This is a genomic window from Gilliamella sp. App4-10 (assembly GCF_001690495.1).
GTDB lineage: Bacteria > Pseudomonadota > Gammaproteobacteria > Enterobacterales > Orbaceae > Gilliamella > Gilliamella apicola_G.
In genome coordinates this window covers 54,660-76,918 of the sequence record NZ_LZGS01000038.1, presented here as the reverse complement: position 1 = coordinate 76,918, position 22,259 = coordinate 54,660, and the positions used below count along the sequence as shown (strand labels likewise).

Below are 22,259 nucleotides of genomic sequence, written 5' to 3'. Positions count from 1 at the left end.
ATATAAAATTGATATTACAAACGATGCATAGCATCAAAAATTTCTTCTCTTTGAATATTTACTTTAACTTTTAGCTTTTCACCCGTTTGTGTCAATGCTGTTTTTACCTCATCAAATTTCACATTGATGTTAGACAAGTCAAGTAACATAACCATCGTAAAATACTCATCCATAATAGTTTGGCTGACATCTAAAATATTAATATCTAATTCATATAATTTTTGGCTAATACCAGCAATGATACCTGTTTGATCTTTACCTATTACTGTTAAAATGGTTTTCATAACACTCTCCGCACAAAATTTAGACAGTTAAATAATATTTATTGAGCTAAACATGATAGCATCTTCAAAAATTATCGAAATAGGAGTAGATTGTTTTTTTCAGTAAAAATAAAAATATCATTATAAAAAACTACAAAGAGTGACATTATGGTAAATTTCCAAAAATCCAATAAATTGGATCATGTTTGTTACGACATCCGTGGTCCCATTCTTGAGCATGCAAAGCGACTTGAAGAAGAAGGTCAAACTATCCTTAAACTTAACATTGGAAATCCCGCACCTTTTGGTTTTGCTGCCCCTGACGAATTATTAGTTGATGTAATTAGAAATTTACCTTCTTCACAAGGATATTGTGATTCCAAAGGTCTTTATTCTGCCCGTAAAGCAATCATGCAATATTATCAAGCTCGAGGAGTTAGTAATTTAGATGTTGAAGATATTTACATTGGCAACGGTGTATCAGAATTAATAGTGCAATCCATGCAAGCATTACTTAATAGCAATGATGAAATACTTGTACCTATGCCTGACTATCCATTATGGACAGCAGCTGTTAGCTTATCTGGAGGTAATGCAGTGCACTATCTTTGCGATGAAGAAGCAAATTGGTCACCAGATATCGAAGATATTAGAAGAAAAATAACACCAAAAACAAAAGGGATAGTAATCATTAACCCAAACAACCCAACTGGCGCGGTTTATAGCAAGGAAGTATTACTTGAGATCGCTGAAATTGCTCGTCAAAATAGCCTGATCATTTTTGCTGATGAGATTTATGACAAAATTTTATACGATAATTCAGTGCATTATTCTATTGCTACATTAGCACCCGATTTATTTGTTATTACCATGAGTGGCCTATCAAAAACTTACCGAGTTGCTGGGTTTAGGCAAGGTTGGATGGCACTCTGTGGTCCTAAACACCATGTAAAAGGCTATATCGAAGGCTTAAATATGCTGGCTTCAATGCGTTTATGTGCCAATGTACCATTACAACATGCTATTCAAGGTGCATTAGGTGGGTATCAAAGCATCAACGAATTTATTGTACCGGGAGGACGACTATACGATCAGTGTATGTTGGCATGGCGTTTACTTAATGATATCCCCGGTGTTTCATGTACTAAACCTCAAGGTGCTTTGTATCTATTTCCCAAATTAGATCAGAAAAAATTTAATATCCATAACGATCAAAAATTGGTATTAGATTTTTTGTTACAAGAAAAAGTGCTACTTGTACAAGGAACCGGTTTTAATTGGCATAAGCCCGATCATGTTAGAATTGTTGCTTTACCTTATTTAGGTGATCTTGAAGACGCTATTGGGCGGTTTGCCAAATTCTTATCTTCTTATAAACAATAAAAAGAGAATACCTTTTGTTAATCCCCCCGAGTTTATTTATTGATGTATTACTCAATAAATCCATCAATAAATATGTGCTATCAAATACAATAATGCCATATAGAACAGAGTCATGAATAGCGTTGTTGTATTTTATTATTTCAAGAATAAGATAGTGGCTTTTTACTCTTATTACCTCAAACAAACTAAACACGTTAAGTATAAATTCAAAGTGATATTGTTCTTTCTTTCAGCTAAAATAAATCACCATAAATCTTAACTCAATTGGTTAAAATAATGTTAAAAAAAGCCATCGCATTTACACTATCCGCCTCACTATTATTACAAAGCACATCTATCGTTTATGCTGATAATATCAATCTTCCCGATATTGGCACCGCCGCAGCCACAACGTTAAGTATCGGCCAAGAAATGGAGATGGGCGATTATTATATGCGACTGTTGCGAGCCAGCGCTCCCATAATAAACGACCCTGTTTTAAACCAATATATTAATGAATTAGGTAATAAATTAGTCGCTAAATCAGAATCAGTAAAAACACCTTTCCATTTTTATATTATGAAAAGCGATGTATTAAACGCATTTGCTTTTTTTGGTGGTAATGTAGTCATTCATTCTCGACTCATTTTAGATACTGACAATGAAAGCCAATTAGCCTCCGTTATGGCTCACGAAATTGGCCATGTCACCCAGCGCCATTTGGCCAGAGCAATGGAAAATCAAAACCGTAATAGCCCTTATGTTTGGGGGGCAACATTAGGCTCTTTATTACTAACATTAGCCAATCCCGAAGCCGGCATGGCAGCAATAACCAGTACCATGGCGGGCTCTGCTCAAAGTATGATTAGTTTTACGCAAAGTAATGAACAAGAGGCCGATCGTGTCGGTCTAAGAACGCTTGCTAAAGCAGATTTCGATCCTTATGCTTCATCTGATTTTTTACAAAAACTCGCCGATCAAAGCCGTTTTAGCAGTAAACCACCTGAAATTTTACTTACTCACCCATTACCCAATAGCCGTTTGACCGATATTCGTAATCGTTCAATGCAATATAGCAAAAAGCATATATCGCCATCATTAAATTATTATCTAGCAAAAGCCCGATTAGCAATATTAATGGCTAAAAATAAAAATACCGCAAAATTATTAATTGAAGATTATAAAAAATTGAATAATGAACAAAGTAATATAGCCATTATCTATAGTAGTGCTTTAGCTGACAATTTAAGTGGTAATAATCAAAAAGCGAAACAACAACTGCAACCATTATTAGATAGTGATCCTAATAATATTTGGTATATTGATTTAATGACTGATATTGATTTAGCGCTCAACAATAACAGTGCCGCAATTACTCGCCTACAAGTGGCCTTAAAAAAAGCACCAAATAGCTCTGCATTTCAATTAAATCTAGCTAATGCGTATATAAAAAATAGAAACTATCAACAAGCAGTAAGCTTATTGCACCGCTACACTTTTGACCACAATGACGATACCAATGGCTGGGATTTACTCATTACAGCTTATGGCGGGTTACATTCAAGGGCTCAAGAAATGAGTGCTCAAGCCGAAGCAATTGCATTAGAAGGTCAATTTCAACAAGCTGTTCAATTACTACAAAATGCTAAAAATCAAACCAAAGGTAATCAAACAATGATTGCCAAAATTGATGCAAGAATCAATCAACTAAAGCAACTAGAAAAGCGTTATGCGGCTTATAAGCGATAATTATTAATTAATTTTAACGATAACATCTCGACTAATCATTTCAATAACCGTTAGTCGAGAAGATAACAAATGCTTATTTTTCGGTCAAATGTTCCACATTGTTGAAGAATTTAACAGTAAATGTTCCTTCGGATTGGTCATTACTTTGCTTGTAGTTAACCACACTAATGCTGGTATTTAACATCCGAGGAAAATAAGCTTCATCGCGATGTAAACGCCAATCGCCACCATTTAAAACACAAAGTAATATGCGTAATACTGTACCGTGCGACACAACCAAAATATTACCGGTATCTTGGGGTGCGTTTTGTACAATAGTGTTTAGCCCCTGCTTCATACGCACAAGTATATCAAGGTAATTTTCACCTTGATTGACGGAAGCATCAAAATTAGCAGGATCAGTTAAATAAGTCGTAAACTCAGGAAACTCTTTTTTCAATTGAGGAACATGCCTACCTTCCCAAATACCAAAATCCATCTCTCGCAGATCAGCAAGTTCAAAAGTAGGAATAACCATATTATTTTCGTTAACAATATAATCGCGGGTTTCCATAGCGCGTTGTTGCGTACTTGAGTATGCTTGCATAAAAGGAACATTTTTTAAATGTTGTCCAGTCACTTTAGCACCTAAAATACCCTGCTCAGTTAACGGTGAATTTTGAGATCCTTGCATCTGATCTTTAATATTCCACTGCGTTTGTCCATGCCTAATTAAGTATAAATTAATATCTTTCATTCGTACTCACTACCTTTTTTATTTTAAGATTCTGTTTGCTCATATTTAGCTTTTCTAAGATAGGTTAAACAAGCCTGTAAAGTAGCATCCATTGGCGCATGTAATTGCATCTCTTGTAAACTTTTAGGATGAATAAATTTAACACTGGCGGCATGTAAAAATAATCGATTAAGCTTTGTATCAGCCAATAATGCATCAAATTGCCTATCCCCATAGCGATCATCAAAAGCAATTGGATGATTAGCATATTGAGTATGTATGCGAATTTGATGAGTCCGCCCAGTAACAGGGCTTGCTTTAATCAAGGTTGCAAAATCAAATCGTTCTTCAACTTTAAAACGAGTTTCTGATGGTTTACCTTCTTTATCTACTTTCACCACTCGCTCACCGCTTTTTAATACATTTTTAAGGAGAGGGGCTTGTATCACTTTACATTCAGAAGTCCAGTTCCCCTTAACAAGCGCCAAATAATTTTTCTGCATTTGTTTAAGGCGTAATTGCTCGTGTAACGATTTTAGTGCCGAGCGTTTTTTAGCAATCAACAATACGCCAGATGTTTCGCGATCAATGCGATGTACCAACTCCAAAAACTTTGCTTCAGGTCTTAAAGCGCGTAAAGCTTCGATCACACCAAAACTTAAACCACTGCCACCATGAACAGCAATACCTGATGGTTTATTAATCGCCAATATAACATCATCTTCATAGATAACTGTTTTTTCTAAATCAGCGACTTTATTAAGCTTGGTCGAAATTTCGGGCGTAGATTTTTCAGTCATGCGAATAGGAGGAATACGGATTTCATCGCCAATATTCAATTTATATTCAGGCTTAATCCGCTTTTTGTTAACACGAACTTCGCCCTTTCTTAAAATGCGGTAAATCATACTTTTTGGTACACCCTTTAAATAGGTGATTAAAAAGTTATCAATACGCTGCGTCGCATTTTCCTCTGAAATGGTAACAAATGAGACTTGCAATTTTATTTCTGAAACAGTTGCGTCCATAAGAAATGATTAATCCACCATCAATAAATAAAGTCGTTTACATTATAAAAAAATAAACTACACTATCGTATTAAAATAATAAGATAGATTATATTCAATATAATTGAAGAAAGATTATAGCGGAATATGGAGGAATAAAATAGTATGTTATCCCTACTGAACCAATACTCACAAAGCCGATTCGCTTGGTTCTTATTGCTCTTTTCCACTCTTGCTTTTGAAATAACTGCGCTTTATTTTCAACATGGTTTAGGGTTGGCACCTTGTACACTCTGTATTTATCAGCGTTGCGCCATATTAGGCATCATGCTAGCTAGTATAGTAGGACTCATTGCTCCTCGTCAGATTATTGTTCGATTAATAAGTATTTTTATTTGGCTTTTTAGTGCCTATAAAGGCTTTTGTGTAGCAGCATTCCATGCTCATTTACAATTCGAACCTAATTTAAGTGATACTTGTGCAATTAAAGTCCAGTTCCCAGCTTGGTTACCTTTAGATGTATTGATCCCTAACATGTTTAATGCTTATGGTTCTTGTGCCGATAAAATTTGGACATTTTTAACCATCGAAATGTCACAATGGATGATTATTATTTTTGCGTGCTATCTTTTTGTTGGTTTAGGCGTGTTAATCTCACAGGTCTTCCCATCGCCCAGAGGTTCAATCTGGAGTAAGAAGTAACTTTATTTATAACACTGGCACTTTTTGTTGAGTTTGTTAGAATGTGTGGCAATTTTATTTTACAAATTGTCACATAAATGCTTTTGGAATATCACCCGCCTATTGAACCTTGGCTATCTATTTTGTATCAAGACGACCATATTGTGGTTGTAAATAAACAACCTGGTATTTTATCGGTTTCAGGCAATAAACCCCAATTTATAGATAGTATTATTCATCGATTACAGCAAAAATATAGCTACGTCGAATCCGTTCATCGGTTAGATATGGCAACCAGTGGTATTATGGTTGCCGCACTGTCTAAATTAGCCGATCGAGAAATAAAAAAACAGTTTCGAGAACGGATCCCTAAAAAAATCTATATTGCTGTTGTACATGGACATATTCAAAATGACACTGGTTGTGTCGAATTACCTTTAATTTGTGATTGGCCTAATCGCCCAAGGCAAATGGTCGATTTAGAAAATGGCAAACATGCGCTAACTGAATATCAGGTGATTTCACGTAATTCTGATAATACAACACGAATCAAATTATTGCCTTTTACAGGGCGATCGCATCAATTACGTGTTCATATGCAAGCCATTGGCCATCCGATTTTAGGCGATAAATTTTATGCGCATCCCGAAGCGTTTGCCATGTCTAAAAGACTGCTATTACATGCGCAATTACTCACGATTAATCATCCCAAAACCGGCGAAAGTATGACATTTAGTTGTGAGCCTGATTTTTAAAGAGTAAATACAAAATTAGCAATCATTATAGAATAATCTGCTCATGCCAATAACAGATAAGCAATTGCTATTAAGGAAATTAAAATGAAAAAAATTGTTTTAGCTACAAATAATCAAGGCAAAGTTAATGAATTGCAAAAATTACTCGCTGATGCAGGTTTTGATATTATTGCACAAAGCCAATTTAATGTACCAGATGCCGATGAAACAGGTTTAACCTTTATTGAAAATGCAATTTTAAAAGCGAGACATACCGCAAAATTAACTGGGCTACCTGCCATTGCCGATGACTCAGGCTTAGCGGTAAATTCACTTGGTGGTGCGCCTGGTATCTATTCTGCTCGTTATGCGGGTGAACATGGTAATGACAAAAGCAATAATCAAAAGTTACTCAAGGCATTACAAAACTTCCCAAAAGAAAAGCGCACCGCTTACTTTTATTGTGCGCTGGTTTTTATGCGACACGAAAACGACCCAACACCAATCATCTGTTTAGGTAAATGGAATGGTTTAATCTTAAATGAAGAGCAAGGAGATGGAGGATTTGGTTACGATCCACTTTTTTATGTACCAGAATTAGGTTGCACCGCAGCGCAGCTGACTAAAGAACAGAAAAGCCAAATATCACATCGGGGTCAAGCTCTTAAACAATTAATTGCAAAAATTAAAATTGATTATTAATTGTTAACAATATTATTTATACTCGAAATTGTATATAAAGAAATAAACAGTATATAATTAATGCATCAATAATATTGGAGTTAATATTGTGATTCTAATGATAGTAAGTGGTCGCTCCGGATCTGGCAAATCAATTGCTCTACGAGCACTAGAAGATATGGGATTTTATTGTGTTGATAATATTCCCGTTGTTTTATTACCTCAATTAGCCAACTCATTAAAAGACAATAATCCCCCGGTTGCCATTAGCATCGATATTCGAAATTTACCAGAGCAATTTGATTTCAATAACGATATCTTTCAACACTTACCCCAATCTGTTACACCAGAGATTATTTTCTTTGATTGCAGCCGTAATACTTTAATTCGACGCTATAGTGAAACAAGGCGAATTCACCCATTAACCAATCAACGATATTCTCTTGAAGAAGCAATCGACCTTGAAGAAAAATATCTAGAGCCGTTAAAGTCGCACGCAAGCCTAGTTATAAACACCGATGATCTTTCTGTTCATGAACTATCTGACATATTAAGATCGCGTATTTTAGGTAAAAAAGAACGCGAATTAACCATTATTTTTGAATCATTTGGTTTTAAACATGGTCTACCAGTTGATGCTGATTTTGTGTTTGATGTCAGGTTTTTACCTAATCCACATTGGGATGTCAGTTTGCGTCCGCTAACAGGTTTAGACGAACCAGTAAAAGCATATTTATTAAAACACAATGAAGTATCCAATTTTATCTACCAAACCGCCAATTACTTAAATCAATGGCTACCTTTATTAGAAAAGAACAACCGTAGTTATTTAACCATTGCCATTGGATGTACAGGTGGTCAGCACCGTTCTGTCTTTATTGCTGAACAGTTAGCTACATTTTTTAAAGCACAGAATAAACAAGTACAAATTCGCCATCGAACTTTAGAAAAAAAATAACGGCTATTCCTCAATAACATTAAAGTTTGATATTTCTTCAATTCGTTTTTTACATCTTTCAAAAATATCTTTTAATGTCATTTTATGTTTAACCGGTGCTGGTATTGGCGTAATCAATTGACTAATTTTGGTTAATTCAATATCCACAGGTAAATTGGCCAGCTTTGTTTTTAACACACTAACCGTTTGAGGATGCGGATGACCAATAGCAATGGCCACGCCATTCTTGCGTGCCAGTTTTATAGCCAAATCAAATTGCTTGCTAATCGCACTTTCTTTTTGCAGATCATCTAAAAATACATCACGCGTTAATACTGGGATATTATAATCACTAGCGGCTTTTTTTACTTGAGTCTTACCAATAGTTACGCTATCTAAGAAAAACATCGAATAATGGCTTAATGCTTTCATAACATGTGTCATACCAGTAAGATTTGATGTCATCAAACTACCCATATGATTATTAACGCCGATGGCATGAGGCACACGCTCAACCGCATTATCTATAATCGTTTTTATCTCACTCCCACTCATATAAGGGAATAATGTATCTTTTTCTAACGGTTGTTTGTTAATAGGCGCCATCGGCAGGTGAATGATGACATCATTACCATGTTCATATGCCATAGTAGCAATGCGCTTGGCATTCGGCGAATGGGGTAAAACCGCAATAGTAATATTGGGTGAAATAGCAATAATTTGCTCTTCATTATGTTGGCGATACCCAAAATCATCAATGACTAGTGCAAGTTTCGCTGCCCATGCATAGTGGGTATTTAGTGCTAATAGACTTATAACAAGCATGTTTATAAAATGCATTATTTCAACCACCCTCTAGGATCAAGCGCCTTACCATCACGGCGAATTTCAAAATATAAAGCGGGTATGGTTTGCCCTCCACTTGAACCAACCAGAGCAATAGGTTGCCCACTGTGAATTTTATCGCCCACCTCAACCAACATGCGTTGATTATAGCCATATAAACTCATATCCCCTTTACCATGCTCAAGCGCAACAACAAAACCATAGCCTTGTAACCAACTTGCCAATATAACTCGACCATCAGCAATGGCCTTAACTTGAGTGCCATCTTTAGCATTAATCACCATTCCTTTCCAATAAAGTTCACCTTGAAGCAATTCGCCAAATCGATGTGCAACACTACCATTCACAGGCCAACTAAACTGATGATGCGGTTTGCCAATACCACTTACACGAGCCATTAAAGCCCGTTCATGAGTATTAAGGGCATAACTTGTATTTTTTTGCTTTTCTTTAATATGTTTTGCTTGCCTTGCTTCTTCTTCTGCTATGCGTCGACTTTCCCTTTCTGCTTGGGCAATTTTGGCTTGTAATTTGGCTTCATTGTTACGCAAATCAGCTAATTTTTGTTGATTTGCTTGCATTGATGATTCAAGAGCGGTTATCGTTTTTTGGCGATTTTGGCGATTTTTTTCAAGCTCAGTTTGCTGTTCTTTTTGTTTTTTTTGTAATGTTGTATGCGAATCTTGCTTTTTTTGTAGCTCAACTCTCTTTTCATTCAATTGTATTTGTGTATCTTCAAGATCGTGAATTTGTTGTTGGCGCGCTTGGTTAATGTAACCGTAATAAGTGATTATTCGATCATTACGTTCACTTTTCTCTCCCGAAAAAATTAGATCAAACCCTGTTGTATTGCCTAGTTTAAATGCACTTTCGAGTTGTTTTGACAACACGGCTCGTTGCTGTTTTTGTTTTATAGTTAATATATCAATTTGTTTAACTAAATTATTGATTTCTTGCTTGAGTTTTCTAAGTGATAAATTATTTTTTTCAATCGAGGTTAAAAGCTTAGCAATTTCTGTTTCTTGCTGTTTAAGGTCATTAACTAGTTCGGTACGTTCTTTTTTTTGCTGCGCTAAACGCTTTTCTTGTGCTGCAATAGAACGACGTAAGGATTGAAGCTGCTGATTATCATCAGCATACACAAAATTAACCTTCATTAATCCAACAATAACAATAACAACAATTTTTTGACAAATAGACATGGCGTTGTATTTATAATTTGTAACCAAGCAATAATAATTGTTGTCACTATACCGATAAATAGGTAAAGATGCAAAATGAAAACCGCAACCCAGTGGGTGTAATTTTGTATTTTGTCGGCACATTCCGACGCAGTAAAAAAACAGTCATATTAATCTTTCGGAATTATAAAAAATTGCTTTATTTTCTCCGTAAAAATCATTCAGATATCAAATTGATTTTATTTAAGTTTTTATTTTTTGTTTTTAAGCGAAATCAAGTAGTTATTCCATATTAGACAGATTAATTAAGAGCATTGTAATTATATAGTTCTAAACATATAAACTAAATTAGGCAATATATTAAACAGAGTATAATTAGACATTTCACAAGTATTGATAAAAAGTATAATATATAGCACTGTTTAAATTATCGAAATATCAATTCAACCATAAAGATAACATCATGCAAAAGTTTAATGTCAAAACCTTTCAGGGGTTAATTCTTACGTTACAAGATTACTGGGCTAATCAGGGTTGCAGTGTGATTCAGCCTTTAGATATGGAAGTTGGCGCGGGCACTTCTCATCCTATGACCTGTTTACGCGCACTGGGGCCAGAACCAATTAATGCTGCTTATGTTCAACCCTCACGCCGCCCAACGGATGGTCGCTATGGCGAAAATCCAAATAGGTTACAACATTATTACCAATTTCAAGTTATCTTAAAACCTTCTCCTGATAATATCCAAGAGCTGTATTTAGGCTCGTTAAAACAGTTAGGACTTGATCCCACTGTTAATGATATTCGTTTTGTTGAAGACAATTGGGAAAACCCTACACTTGGTGCATGGGGGCTAGGTTGGGAAGTTTGGTTAAATGGGATGGAAGTGACCCAATTTACTTACTTTCAACAAGTCGGGGGGCTTGAATGTAATCCTGTTACCGGTGAAATTACTTATGGACTTGAACGTTTAGCGATGTATATTCAAGGCGTCGATAGCGTTTATGATTTAGTTTGGAGTGATGGTGCATTTGGTAAAACGACTTATGGCGATGTGTTTCATCAAAACGAAGTTGAGCAATCCACTTATAATTTTGAATATGCGAATGTTGAATTTTTATTTTATTGTTTTGAGCAACACGAAAAAGAAGCAAAATTTTTGCTTGAGTTAGAAAAACCACTTCCACTACCAGCTTATGAACGTATTTTAAAAGCCGCCCACTGTTTTAATTTACTTGATGCACGAAAAGCGATTTCAGTGACAGAGCGACAACGTTATATTTTACGCATCAGAACCTTAACCAAAATGGTGGCGGAAGCCTATTACGCATCACGTGAAGCACTCGGATTTCCTATGTGCCAAAATTCACGATCTAACAAAAGTGCATCAAAGTAGGAATTAACAGATTATGCAAAAAACATTTTTAGTGGAAATCGGTACTGAAGAGTTACCCCCAAAATCACTCCGCACTTTAGCAGAAAGCTTTGCGGCTAATTTTATACAGCAACTTGATAATGCCAGTTTAGAACATGGTGAAGTGCTTTGGTATGCATCTCCCCGCCGTTTAGCGTTAAAAGTCTTAAATTTGAATGATACACAACCCGATAGCCAAATAGTTAAACGTGGTCCTGCGGTCAGTGCGGCATTTGATGCCAATGGTAATGCAACTAAAGCTGCCGAAGGTTGGGCGCGAGGATGTGGTATTACCGTTGATCAAGCTGAGCGTATAAAAACAGATAAAGGCGAATGGCTTTCTTATACTCACAATCAAAAAGGTCAACCAGTAGTTAATCTTTTATGTGATATGGTTAAAACGGCATTAAGCAAATTACCTATCCCTAAACCAATGCGTTGGGCAGCTCGTCAAGTCGAATTTATTCGTCCATGCCATACGGTCACCATGTTGTATGGTGATGAGCTGGTGCCTGGTACCATTTTAGATATTGAGTCAAACCGCGTTATTCGTGGTCACCGTTTTATGGGAGAACAAGAGTTCACTATCGATAATGCCGATCAGTATCCTGAAACTTTGGAACAGCGTGGTAAAGTGATTGCTGATTATGACAAGCGAAAAGCCATGATTAAGCAACAAGCCGAAAGCGAAGCGGCTAAACTGAATGGCAAAGCTGATTTAACTGATACCCTACTTGAAGAAGTTTGTTCTCTCGTTGAGTGGCCTGTTGTGTTAACGGCTAAATTTGAAGAACGATTTTTAGAGGTTCCTGCTGAATCATTGGTTTATACCATGAAAGGCGATCAAAAATACTTTCCTGTTTATGATAAACAAGGCAAATTATTACCAAACTTTATTTTTGTAGCGAATATTGAGTCAAAAGATCCACAAGTCGTGATTTCGGGTAATGAAAAAGTGGTTCGCCCACGCCTTGCTGATGCTGAATTCTTTTATCAAACTGATTTAAAACAACGTTTAGAAGATCGTTTGCCTCGCCTTGATACGGTATTATTCCAACAACAATTGGGTACAGTTAAAGATAAATCACTTCGTATTGAAGCCTTATCTGGTTTTATTGCTGAACATATAGGTACCAATATTGAGCAAGCTAAACGAGCGGGTAAGTTGACTAAATGTGATTTAGTGACTAATACTGTTTTTGAGTTTCCTGAAACGCAAGGCATTATGGGGCGTTATTTGGCACTTAAAGATGGCGAAAGCAGTGAAGTTGCAACCGCTATTGAAGAACAATATAAACCGCGTTTTGCCGGTGATGAATTACCGAGTACGGCTGTGTCTTGTGCGGTTTCTATCGCTGAAAAAATGGATACTCTAGCTGGTATTTTTGGCATTGGTCAGCATCCTAAAGGTGATAAAGATCCTTTTGCATTGCGACGTGCTGCGATTGGTATTTTACGAATTATTGTCGAAAAGGTATTACCTTTAGATCTTGTTGAATTAGCCAATTATGCCGCATCGTTATATGGCGAAAAACTGAATAATAAAAATGTAGTTGAAGATATTGTTAATTTTATGCAAGGTCGTTTCCGCGCTTGGTATCAAGAACAAGGCTTTGCCATTGATACTATTCAAGCAGTTTTAGCGCTTAATCCAACAAAACCGGCTGATTTTGATGCGCGCATTAAAGCAGTCACTCACTTTAGAACCTTGCCAGAATCCTCATCATTAGCAGAAGCGAATAAACGAGTATCAAATATCTTATCTAAAGCCGAGATTGCTATTCCAGAGCAGATCAATGCAGCCTTGCTAGAAGCAGGCGCTGAAGGCGAATTAGCTAAAAATTTGGCAATTTTAACCGATAAACTTTCACCTTATTTTAATGAAGGTCGTTATCAAGATGCGTTAGTTGAATTATCGTCACTAAAAGAAACGGTGAATGCGTTTTTTGATTCTGTCATGGTTATGGTTGACAACGAACAGATTAAACTTAATCGATTAGCACTTTTGAAAAAACTGCAAAACTTATTTTTGAAAGTGGCTGATATTTCGCTACTACAATCATAATTTATATTTAATCATAACAATTAGCGGTAACTTGTCCGTTACCGCTAATAAGGCAACGATACAAATATGCAAACAACATTATCTTTTTCTTTGATTTTTAATCAATCCATTAATTTTATTCGAAATCGGTTCTGGCAAATAGCTATAGTCAGTTTGGTGCTGAGTTTAATTACTACAATGATTTATAACAATTTATATGATAAACAAGCGCTTATCCAATTAACTCAAACAGCAAATCCAAAAGCAACACTATCATATTTACTAAAACCTTTCATGATTTTTAGTTTACTATCTCTCATAATAAAATCTATAGTGCTTGCAGTTATATATAACTTTTCTATCAATGATAAATTCAATATAAATTTAATATTATTTAGAATGTTACCGAATGTCTTAAATATAGTTGCTTTTAATGTTGTTTATATAGCCATATCTATTGTGGGCTTTATATTTGCAGCATTGATATTTATCGTTTTAGGTTTCATTTTTCCCAAAAATCTGGTGGTTTTTTTATTTATTGCAATAGCACTTATCTATTCAATTGTTTTAACAACAATTTATTATTATTTTGTTGGTTCCATTATTCAACCGACAGTGAAACCTTTTTTTCAGAAATTTGCTGAAAGCCATAAATATGCACTATCTTATTGGAAATTAGCAGTCCCAATGGTTTTAATCTATTATCTTATCTTAATTGTGATACCGCCAACTTTAAATGCTATTTGTGGTGATAATATTTTATCAACGATTGTTAGCACAACGTTATCATTGTTCTTTGATATTTTTACTATGTGCTTCTTTTATCGTCTTAATATCCTATCGAAAAATAATGAGACAGTATTTAATACGCATGAATAAGATAAAAATTATAATTTAATTATTTAAAAAAGCACAATTTCATCATTACCCTATTAACTTAAGTTAATAGGGGCTCTAAAATTCAAAAATCACTTAATATTATTTCTATCTATTGGATAACGGCTATGACACCAGCTATTAATTTACTTAAGAAGTTAAAAACCAAATTTAACATCCACCAATATAAACACGATCCAAACCAAACTAACTATGGGCAAGAAGCGGTTGATAAACTTGATCCCAGTTTAAATGTCACCGCAGCACAGGTATTTAAAACTCTAGTTGTGAGTTTAAATGGTAATAATAAAACGTTAGCGGTTTGCGTATTGCCTGTCGATAGTCATTTGGATCTTAAAAAAGTAGCAAAAGCATTAAACTGCAAAAAAATAGATTTAGCTGATCCTAATTTAGCCCAAAGAGTAACTGGTTATTTAGTGGGGGGAATTAGTCCACTAGGTCAAAAGCAACAACTATCTACAATTATTGATCTAAGTGCAAATCAGCACTCAACAATATTTATATCAGGCGGCAGGAGAGGAGTAGAAATCGAAATCACGCCTCAAGATTTAGCTAATATATTACAAGCCAAATTGACTGAAATAATCGCTTAAAATTATTAGTAGCATGATTCTTAATTGAGATGCAATGTTATAAATAGGATAGAAAAAAGAAGTACTGTTTTTCTAAAGTACTTTATTCTTTAGGGCAATGATAAGGTCACAAGACTATGCCTTATGCCCTTTTCCCTATGCCCTATGTAACCTACAGCCATGGCCTTAAAATAATGTCCATCAATAAAATCGACAGAAAGAAAAAAGCAACTATTTGATTGCTTCTTTTAAACTTTTACCTGATACGAATGCAGGTACTTTGCTTGCAGCAATTTTAATTTCTTTACCCGTTTTAGGGTTACGGCCAGTACGTTCCTTACGAGCATTAACCTTAAATGTACCAAAGCCAACTAATTGGACTGGTTCACCCGCTTTTAATGATTCAGTAATAGCAGCTAATGTAGCTTCCAATGCTGTTTTAGCAGCGACCTTAGTAATATCAGCTTTGCTAGCAATAGCGTCAATAAGTTCTGTTTTATTCATGGGTATATCCTTACATATTATTTTATTGTTAATGTTAACATCATAAATGAAGCTAAAACTCAAAATTTCAGCTTCGCTACTGTGAAAAGTTTATATTACATGTTAATAAATGTAGTCTATATTTGTCTAATATTAAAGAAAAATTTAATAAAAAATAAAAAAATTACACTTCAAAAGCCCTAACTGCTCAAAAAAACACCAATATTACTTATTCCCTCTGCTCGAATTTCAGCTTTTAATCCTTTTATCAATTCAATCATTTCATTATTTTGATCACGTAATAATCGGAATAATTCCCACTGTAAATCAAATTCATCAATGACACTGGGTAAATTTTGCTGTTCATCTTCTGAAAGGGTAACATTTGTTTTGGTCATTTCAAATTCAGCAACAGTCGTTGCTGATATACTACTAACTTTAGCGGTATGTTCGGCTATTTCACCACTCAAATAAGAGTGTAAAACTTCACCTAGCGCCTGGCAAGCATCAATAGCTGGGTAAACCATATATGGACTATCTTCAGTGACAATCGGAATTATTGCTTCTAATTTTTCAAGCTGTAAATCAAAATTGATTTTTACATCTTCAACTAATAATGATTCCCAAACTAAATCTAGTATTTTTTTGTAACTTTTTGCATCGTCGTCATTTTGCTGTTGTTGACAATAAAAAACAAAATTAGGATACATCCGTTCGCACAGGCAAACCATAAATAAACGTTGTTGCCATTGTGGTAACTTTTCTACTCTTAATTGAACAGGATTTTTAATCATGATGAAACCTTTTTGACTGCCGATGTACTGCTTCAATTAGATGCTGTACATGTTCTATGGGTATATCTTGGTGAATACCATGCCCTAAATTAAAAATATGTCCATTGTAATGACCAAATTCACTAAGAACGGCTTCTACATTGGATTCAATTGTTTGTTTTTCTGCATACAAAACGGAAGGATCTAAATTCCCTTGCACCGCAACTTGCCCTTTTTGAGTGATCTGGCTTAAATTCACCGTCCAATCCACCCCCACTGCATCACAGCCTGTGTTGATTATACTATCCAGCCATAATCCTCCCCCTTTAGTAAATAAAGTAACAGGAATATACGAGGTTATCGTTTCACTTTTTTTACCTTGCTTTAATTGCGACAAGATTAATTGCATATAGTCAAGTGAAAATGTTTGATAATTTTGATGACTCAATACACCGCCCCAAGTATCGAAAATCATAATCGATTGCGCTCCAGCTTGGATTTGCGCATTTAAATATAACGCAATACTATTGGCGAGCTTTTCAAGCAGCAGATGCAGTGCTTTTGGTTCACTATAGAGCATCTTTTTGATTTTAGTAAATGCTTTACTACTGCCCCCTTCAATCATGTAGGTCGCTAATGTCCATGGACTCCCCGAAAAACCTATTAATGGCACTTTACTATTGAGTTCTTTTTTCGTTAATCGAATCGCATCCATCACATATTTAAGTGATTGCTCAGGATCGGGGATGGGTAATTGCTCAATATCGGACAGACAAGATATCGATTTTGCAAATTTTGGGCCTTCGCCCGACTCAAAATATAAGCCAAGCCCCATAGCATCAGGAATAGTTAAAATATCAGAAAAGATAATAGCAGCATCAAGATCGAATCGTTGTAATGGCTGTAAAGTGATTTCGCACGCTAATTCTGGTGTTTGGCACATAGTTATAAAATCACCCACTTTTGCCCTCAACTGACGATACTCAGGCAAATAGCGTCCAGCCTGACGCATCATCCAGATCGGAGTGTAGTCTATAGGTAAACATTGTAAGGCACGTAAATAACGGTCATTTTTTAATTGGCTCATATCTTCAGCTCTTTAAGTAAAGACTATATTTTGTCAAAAAATTTCAGGAAAGTATGCGTTTCAGTATAAAAATCACCTAATTAATCTATTAATTGTGATCTAAAGCCTGAGGTTATGATAATGTGTTTTGAGCATAGCGAATTAAAGTCTCAGAAATAGTTTGCATTACACTGCTTTCAGGCGCAAAACGATGCCAATATAGCATACGTCTTTGATATAATCCTTCCGTTAAATTAATCAATTCACCATTTTTTAATTCTTGTTCAACTTGTAACTTTGGTAGCATGCAACAAGCTGAGCCTTGTTTAGCCAATTGCACAAAAGCCTCGGATGAACTGGTAATATGGCAAACTACACTACCAGGGGTAAGGTTAAAGTTTTCTTGCAAAAAGGCCTGATGCATATCATCTAAATGGTCAAACGCAACTGCAGGTGCTTTTAGTAAAGATGACCGAGTCACGCCATGTGGGAAGTACTTTTTAGCAAAATCAGGCGAAGCCACAAAAATATAATCTAATGCACCTAGCAAATCAGATAAACAACCAGGTAAAGGATTGGGTTGAATACTAATTGCTGCAACCACCGTACCTAAACGGAGAAGTTCTAACGTATGTTCTTCATCTTTGACTTGTATATCAAAACGTAAAATATTTTTATCTAAGACGGGTTTTAATGCAGGTAACAGCCATGTCGCTAAAGAATCAGCATTGATTGCAATCGATAATGACAATGGCGTTGTACTTTGTTCATTATCACCCAACCATTGTTGTTCTAATAACTCAACTTGGTGCAATAACCCTAATAGATGTTCGCCTTGCTTAGTGGCTTTTGGTGGAATTGTTCTAACCAACAATTGTTGACCAAAAAAACTCTCTAGTTGCTTAATACGTTGCGATACTGCAGGCTGTGTAATACATAGTTTATCTGCTGCCCGTTCAAATCCTCGTTCTTTTATCACTGCATCTAATGCTTGTAATGCTCTATAATCTGGACGCTTCATAATCTCTTTACTAATGATTTGATCTTTGCTCATTGCTTGAATATTCAAGTTACTTTAATATCGCAATAAATTTTAAACATATCAAACTTTGAGTTGATATATTTTCTTAAAATCCTAATGATTTTTGCTTTCCAATTGGGTACTATGCCATATATTCAATCATTTTGCTTTCAAAATTTTATTTTTTTAAGAAAAATTATCCTCAAAATAGGGTGATATCATGACACAAGACGAATTAAAAAAGGCCGTAGGCTGGGCAGCATTAAAATTTATCAAACCTGATTCTTATGTCGGTGTAGGAACAGGCTCGACGGCAGCGCATTTTATTGATGCGTTAGCCACAATAAAAGATCAGATCAAAGGCACTGTTTCAAGTTCAGAAGCATCCACTCAAAAATTAAAAAGCTATGGCATTCCAGTACTTGATTGTAATGAAGTCGATAGTTTAGATGTTTATGTCGATGGTGCTGATGAAATAAATCATCATTTGCAAATGATTAAAGGCGGCGGTGCAGCTTTAACACGTGAAAAAATTGTTTCAGCCATTGCCAAACAATTTATTTGTATTGTTGATGAATCAAAAGTGGTTGATGTATTAGGTCAATTTCCATTACCTGTTGAAGTGATTCCGATGGCGCGTTCTTATGTTGCTCGCGAACTATTTAAACTAGGTGGTAAACCCATCTATCGTCAAGGTGTAGTTACGGATAATGGTAATGTGATTTTAGATGTCCATGATCTTATCATTGCCAAACCAATGGAATTAGAAAATCGAATCAATAGCATTGCAGGTGTGGTAACGGTGGGATTATTTGCCAATAAAGGCGCTGATGTTGCGCTTGTCGGATGTAGCACGGGAGTAAAAGAACTAAGGTAAAATCATTTACTAAAACAATTTTATAACGGTATATCACAATAAATACCAATTTTGTATACAGAAAGGAAGAGAGGGGAAAATGGTTGTTCAGGCTTTAACCAAAGATGGAAACAAGTTTTTATTACTTGAAGGCGTTCATCCTAGTGCCATTGAAATATTAAAATCAGCTGGTTTTACCAATATTGAATATCATAAAAGCGCATTATCACCAGCAGAGCTGAAACAAGCCCTGCAAGATGTTCGTTTTATTGGTATTCGTTCAAGAACACATTTAACCAAAGATATAATTGATGCAGCCCCCAAGCTTGCAGGGATTGGCTGCTTTTGTATTGGTACTAATCAAGTTGATTTAGATGCTGCAACAGTGAAAGGCATCCCAGTGTTTAATGCGCCATTTTCTAATACACGATCTGTTGCAGAACTGGTGCTAGCTGAAGCAATTTTATTATTGCGCCGCGTGCCTGAAGCGAATGCTAAAGCGCACCAAGGCAAATGGAACAAAATTGCCACGGGTTCGCACGAAGCACGAGGTAAAAATTTAGGTATTATTGGTTATGGACATATTGGTAGTCAATTAAGCATTTTAGCAGAATCACTGGGCATGAATGTCTACTTTTATGATATTGAAACCAAATTACCGTTGGGTAACGCTAAGCAAATGTCATCAATGAATGAATTACTGGCGTTAAGCGATATTGTTTCCATGCATGTCCCAGAAAACGCAACAACAATCAAAATGATCAGCAACAACGAAATTGATGCAATGAAACCAGGCGCAATTTTAATTAATGCTTCACGCGGTAAAGTTATTGACCTTGATGCATTAACTCAAGCACTAAAAGCTAATAAACTCAGCGGAGCAGCTATTGATGTCTTCCCAACAGAACCTGCAAGTAACAGCGAGCCCTTTGAATCACCATTATGTCAATTTGATAACGTGATTATTACACCGCATATTGGTGGCTCAACTAGCGAAGCGCAAGAAAACATTGGGATTGAAGTTGCCACAAAACTCGCAAAATATTCGGATACTGGTGCAACACTTTCGGCGGTTAACTTTCCTGAAGCCTCTTTACCTATTCCAGCTAAAGGTTCAAGTCGCTTTATTAATATACATCATAATCAGCCTGGTGTACTAACTGCTATCAATACTTTATTTGCGGAACAAGGGCTTAATATTTCAGCACAATATTTACAAACCGATCCTAAAATTGGTTATGTTGTAATTGATATTGAGAGAGTTGAACAAGGTAAAGCTGAAGAGTTGTTAATTAAACTCAAAAACGTACCAGGAACGATCCGAGCAAGGCTGTTGTTTTAGTTTTGACAAAATAAACAAATATGTCACTTATCATTTGATCAGTGGCATAATAAATATAACACTAAGTCAGTCACTATATTACTACTATATAGATAGCAAAAATATTGCTATCTAATGCTCTTAATGAGCCATACTAACTTATACAAGTTTTTTAGAAAGTAAAGTAAATTTATTATTACTAAAAGGATGAAATGTACGTCATCTCTTTGTAGTTATTACGTAGATTAAACGATTAACTGAAAAAATAATTAAATTTTCAATATATAAGAAATCTATTTTTCTGGAAATTTTAACAAAATTGACTTTGATCTACTTTCCGCGGCTCTTTACTTTAATCACTTTAATACCACTTTGAGTTAGCGCATCATAATATCTATCATCTAAATTATCATCAGTGATAATTGTATCGACAGCGATTAAATCACATACTACATTGGGGCTACGTCTTCCAAATTTGGTTGCGTCAGCTAATAGTATTAATTTTGCAGCTGCTTTACTCATAGCGACGCTACCATGGTAACTTTCATTAAAAGTCGTAACACCACCAACTAAATCAACACCATCAGCGCCCATAAATAACATATCAAATGTATAAGACTCAAACGCCGCAATAGCTAACTCATTATTACTATGGAAAGAAGCTGATTTTCTACGAAACGTTCCTCCCGTTAAAATAATGGTTTGATCATTATCATTAGCAACTAACTCATTAACCATATGCAAGCTGTTTGTCATAATCGTTAGATTGTTAAATTTAGCAAGCGTAGGAATCATTTGAGCAACCGTACTTCCTGCATCAAAAATAATTGAGTCACCCTCATGAATTAACTTAGCTGCTTCTTCAGCTATGGCTTTTTTTTGTGCCGTATTGATATAGGTTTTATGATCAATGGCTCTATCGCCAATTTCTCGATTCAGCATAGCTCCACCATAAGTGCGCAAAACTAAACCACTCTCATAAAGTTGAGTGAGATCTTTACGAATAGTCGTTCCTGTTGTTTTAAAATGCTCAGCTAATTCATCTACACTAACTTGCCCATTGCTTTGCAAATATTCTAAAATAGCTGTTTGTCGTTGTTTTACTTTCATGATTAAATCCCATTACCATGATTGGCATACATAATAAACTAACTCACTTTAAAATATATTATTTCAGAATGAAAGGGAATATTTTTCAAAATAAAAGTGAATTATTTGTTATTTGTGGTTAATGCTACTGCCAGTGCACTTTGGCAAGTCGGATCATTTGGGAAAATATTTTCAGGAATAATTTCACAAGCAGGTAAACCATGTAATTGAATAATCGGCTTAGGTAAAGCAAAAACGGTGATTCCTTTCATTAATATTGAATCAATTACGACCTTATTTTTATCTAATGAAATCGCAATTAATACTCTTGGTTTAAATCGTTTACTTTTACTACGACCAACACCTAAGTAAGTACCTTTTTTCATGGTTAAGAAAGCTTGATTAAAACGACGAATTTGAAACCAACTAAAAATAATTTGGGTACACCATGCAATTAGAGCAATAGCAATTAAAGTGGTGGTCATATTTGTGGTTTCCCCATTTAGTTTAAGTTAGAATAAAATCAAAAGTGCAATAAGTTTTCAATCAACTTTTGCACTTTATTTT

At 35.3% G+C, this 22,259-nt stretch carries 23 protein-coding genes; 12 read left to right on the top strand and 11 right to left on the bottom strand.

What is annotated here, in order from left to right; translation table 11 throughout:
* Window positions 1-14: 14 nt before the first annotated feature.
* Window positions 15-284, bottom strand: a complete 270-nt coding sequence (locus A9G23_RS08425; RefSeq protein ID WP_065587189.1) for an ACT domain-containing protein — start codon at window positions 282-284, stop codon at window positions 15-17.
* A 147-nt stretch (window positions 285-431) separates the two neighbouring features.
* Here A9G23_RS08425 and A9G23_RS08420 point away from each other — a divergent pair, with 147 nt between their 5' ends.
* Entirely contained in the window at window positions 432-1,646 is a 1,215-nt protein-coding gene (locus tag A9G23_RS08420; protein WP_065587188.1) for a pyridoxal phosphate-dependent aminotransferase, read from the top strand.
* A gap of 276 nt (window positions 1,647-1,922) precedes the next feature.
* Window positions 1,923-3,374 (top strand): beta-barrel assembly-enhancing protease, encoded by a 1,452-nt coding sequence (locus A9G23_RS08415; protein ID WP_141674925.1) that lies wholly within the window; start codon window positions 1,923-1,925, stop codon window positions 3,372-3,374.
* A 73-nt stretch (window positions 3,375-3,447) separates the two neighbouring features.
* Here A9G23_RS08415 and A9G23_RS08410 read toward each other — a convergent pair whose 3' ends face one another.
* Both A9G23_RS08410 and rluC read right to left on the bottom strand, forming a co-directional pair.
* The gene (locus A9G23_RS08410) at window positions 3,448-4,110 is read right to left on the bottom strand and encodes a histidine phosphatase family protein (RefSeq protein ID WP_065587186.1); all 663 of its coding nucleotides are present in this window, start codon (window positions 4,108-4,110) and stop codon (window positions 3,448-3,450) included.
* Window positions 4,111-4,133: 23 nt separating this feature from the next.
* Window positions 4,134-5,117, bottom strand: coding sequence for a 23S rRNA pseudouridine(955/2504/2580) synthase RluC (gene rluC, locus A9G23_RS08405; protein WP_065587185.1), 984 nt, complete (start codon window positions 5,115-5,117; stop codon window positions 4,134-4,136).
* Window positions 5,118-5,261: 144 nt separating this feature from the next.
* Between rluC and dsbB the strand changes: the two genes are divergently transcribed.
* The 4 genes from dsbB to rapZ all read left to right on the top strand — a co-directional run bounded on the left by dsbB (window position 5,262) and on the right by rapZ (window position 8,150).
* Window positions 5,262-5,798 (top strand): disulfide bond formation protein DsbB, encoded by a 537-nt coding sequence (dsbB, locus tag A9G23_RS08400; RefSeq protein WP_065587184.1) that lies wholly within the window; start codon window positions 5,262-5,264, stop codon window positions 5,796-5,798.
* 77 nt (window positions 5,799-5,875) lie between these two features.
* Window positions 5,876-6,532 carry a bifunctional tRNA pseudouridine(32) synthase/23S rRNA pseudouridine(746) synthase RluA gene (gene rluA / locus A9G23_RS08395; RefSeq protein WP_065587183.1) on the top strand — a complete coding sequence of 219 codons (657 nt, stop codon included), beginning with the start codon at window positions 5,876-5,878 and terminating at the stop codon, window positions 6,530-6,532.
* Between the two features lie 84 nt (window positions 6,533-6,616).
* The gene (locus A9G23_RS08390) at window positions 6,617-7,213 is read left to right on the top strand and encodes an XTP/dITP diphosphatase (protein WP_065587182.1); all 597 of its coding nucleotides are present in this window, start codon (window positions 6,617-6,619) and stop codon (window positions 7,211-7,213) included.
* Between the two features lie 88 nt (window positions 7,214-7,301).
* Window positions 7,302-8,150, top strand: coding sequence for an RNase adapter RapZ (gene rapZ / locus A9G23_RS08385; protein WP_065587181.1), 849 nt, complete (start codon window positions 7,302-7,304; stop codon window positions 8,148-8,150).
* Window positions 8,151-8,153: 3 nt separating this feature from the next.
* On the opposite strand, the gene A9G23_RS08380 is transcribed toward rapZ, so the two are convergent.
* Window positions 8,154-8,969 (bottom strand): divergent polysaccharide deacetylase family protein, encoded by an 816-nt coding sequence (locus tag A9G23_RS08380; RefSeq protein WP_065587180.1) that lies wholly within the window; start codon window positions 8,967-8,969, stop codon window positions 8,154-8,156.
* Complete coding sequence (envC, locus tag A9G23_RS08375) at window positions 8,969-10,177, bottom strand: murein hydrolase activator EnvC (RefSeq protein WP_176700215.1); 1,209 nt, start codon at window positions 10,175-10,177, stop codon at window positions 8,969-8,971. Before envC ends, A9G23_RS08380 begins: the two co-directional genes overlap by 1 nt.
* 442 nt (window positions 10,178-10,619) lie before the next feature.
* Here envC and glyQ point away from each other — a divergent pair, with 442 nt between their 5' ends.
* From glyQ to ybaK, 4 genes are all read left to right on the top strand, one after another.
* A complete protein-coding gene (gene glyQ / locus A9G23_RS08370) occupies window positions 10,620-11,552 on the top strand; it encodes a glycine--tRNA ligase subunit alpha (protein ID WP_065587179.1) in 933 nt (310 codons plus the stop codon).
* Window positions 11,553-11,562: 10 nt separating this feature from the next.
* Window positions 11,563-13,635 carry a glycine--tRNA ligase subunit beta gene (gene glyS, locus A9G23_RS08365; protein ID WP_065587178.1) on the top strand — a complete coding sequence of 691 codons (2,073 nt, stop codon included), beginning with the start codon at window positions 11,563-11,565 and terminating at the stop codon, window positions 13,633-13,635.
* Between the two features lie 66 nt (window positions 13,636-13,701).
* On the top strand, window positions 13,702-14,493 hold the full coding sequence (locus tag A9G23_RS08360) for a hypothetical protein (RefSeq protein ID WP_065587177.1): 792 nt from the start codon (window positions 13,702-13,704) through the stop codon (window positions 14,491-14,493).
* 125 nt (window positions 14,494-14,618) lie between these two features.
* On the top strand, window positions 14,619-15,104 hold the full coding sequence (ybaK, locus tag A9G23_RS08355) for a Cys-tRNA(Pro) deacylase (protein ID WP_065587176.1): 486 nt from the start codon (window positions 14,619-14,621) through the stop codon (window positions 15,102-15,104).
* A gap of 210 nt (window positions 15,105-15,314) precedes the next feature.
* Here ybaK and A9G23_RS08350 read toward each other — a convergent pair whose 3' ends face one another.
* From A9G23_RS08350 to A9G23_RS08335, 4 genes are all read right to left on the bottom strand, one after another.
* Complete coding sequence (locus A9G23_RS08350) at window positions 15,315-15,587, bottom strand: HU family DNA-binding protein (protein ID WP_065587175.1); 273 nt, start codon at window positions 15,585-15,587, stop codon at window positions 15,315-15,317.
* A gap of 179 nt (window positions 15,588-15,766) precedes the next feature.
* Window positions 15,767-16,360, bottom strand: coding sequence for a YjaG family protein (locus A9G23_RS08345; protein ID WP_065587174.1), 594 nt, complete (start codon window positions 16,358-16,360; stop codon window positions 15,767-15,769).
* On the bottom strand, window positions 16,353-17,426 hold the full coding sequence (hemE, locus tag A9G23_RS08340) for a uroporphyrinogen decarboxylase (RefSeq protein WP_065587173.1): 1,074 nt from the start codon (window positions 17,424-17,426) through the stop codon (window positions 16,353-16,355). The genes A9G23_RS08345 and hemE overlap by 8 nt, the downstream gene beginning before the upstream one ends.
* A gap of 112 nt (window positions 17,427-17,538) precedes the next feature.
* The gene (locus A9G23_RS08335) at window positions 17,539-18,426 is read right to left on the bottom strand and encodes a LysR family transcriptional regulator ArgP (protein WP_065587172.1); all 888 of its coding nucleotides are present in this window, start codon (window positions 18,424-18,426) and stop codon (window positions 17,539-17,541) included.
* A 220-nt stretch (window positions 18,427-18,646) separates the two neighbouring features.
* Between A9G23_RS08335 and rpiA the strand changes: the two genes are divergently transcribed.
* Entirely contained in the window at window positions 18,647-19,303 is a 657-nt protein-coding gene (rpiA, locus tag A9G23_RS08330) for a ribose-5-phosphate isomerase RpiA (RefSeq protein WP_065587171.1), read from the top strand.
* Between the two features lie 79 nt (window positions 19,304-19,382).
* A complete protein-coding gene (gene serA / locus A9G23_RS08325) occupies window positions 19,383-20,624 on the top strand; it encodes a phosphoglycerate dehydrogenase (protein ID WP_065587170.1) in 1,242 nt (413 codons plus the stop codon).
* A gap of 309 nt (window positions 20,625-20,933) precedes the next feature.
* Here serA and srlR read toward each other — a convergent pair whose 3' ends face one another.
* Both srlR and A9G23_RS08315 read right to left on the bottom strand, forming a co-directional pair.
* Complete coding sequence (gene srlR / locus A9G23_RS08320) at window positions 20,934-21,713, bottom strand: glucitol operon DNA-binding transcriptional repressor SrlR (protein WP_065587169.1); 780 nt, start codon at window positions 21,711-21,713, stop codon at window positions 20,934-20,936.
* A gap of 101 nt (window positions 21,714-21,814) precedes the next feature.
* Window positions 21,815-22,177 (bottom strand): transcriptional regulator GutM, encoded by a 363-nt coding sequence (locus A9G23_RS08315; RefSeq protein WP_065587168.1) that lies wholly within the window; start codon window positions 22,175-22,177, stop codon window positions 21,815-21,817.
* Between the last annotated feature and the right edge of the window lie 82 nt (window positions 22,178-22,259).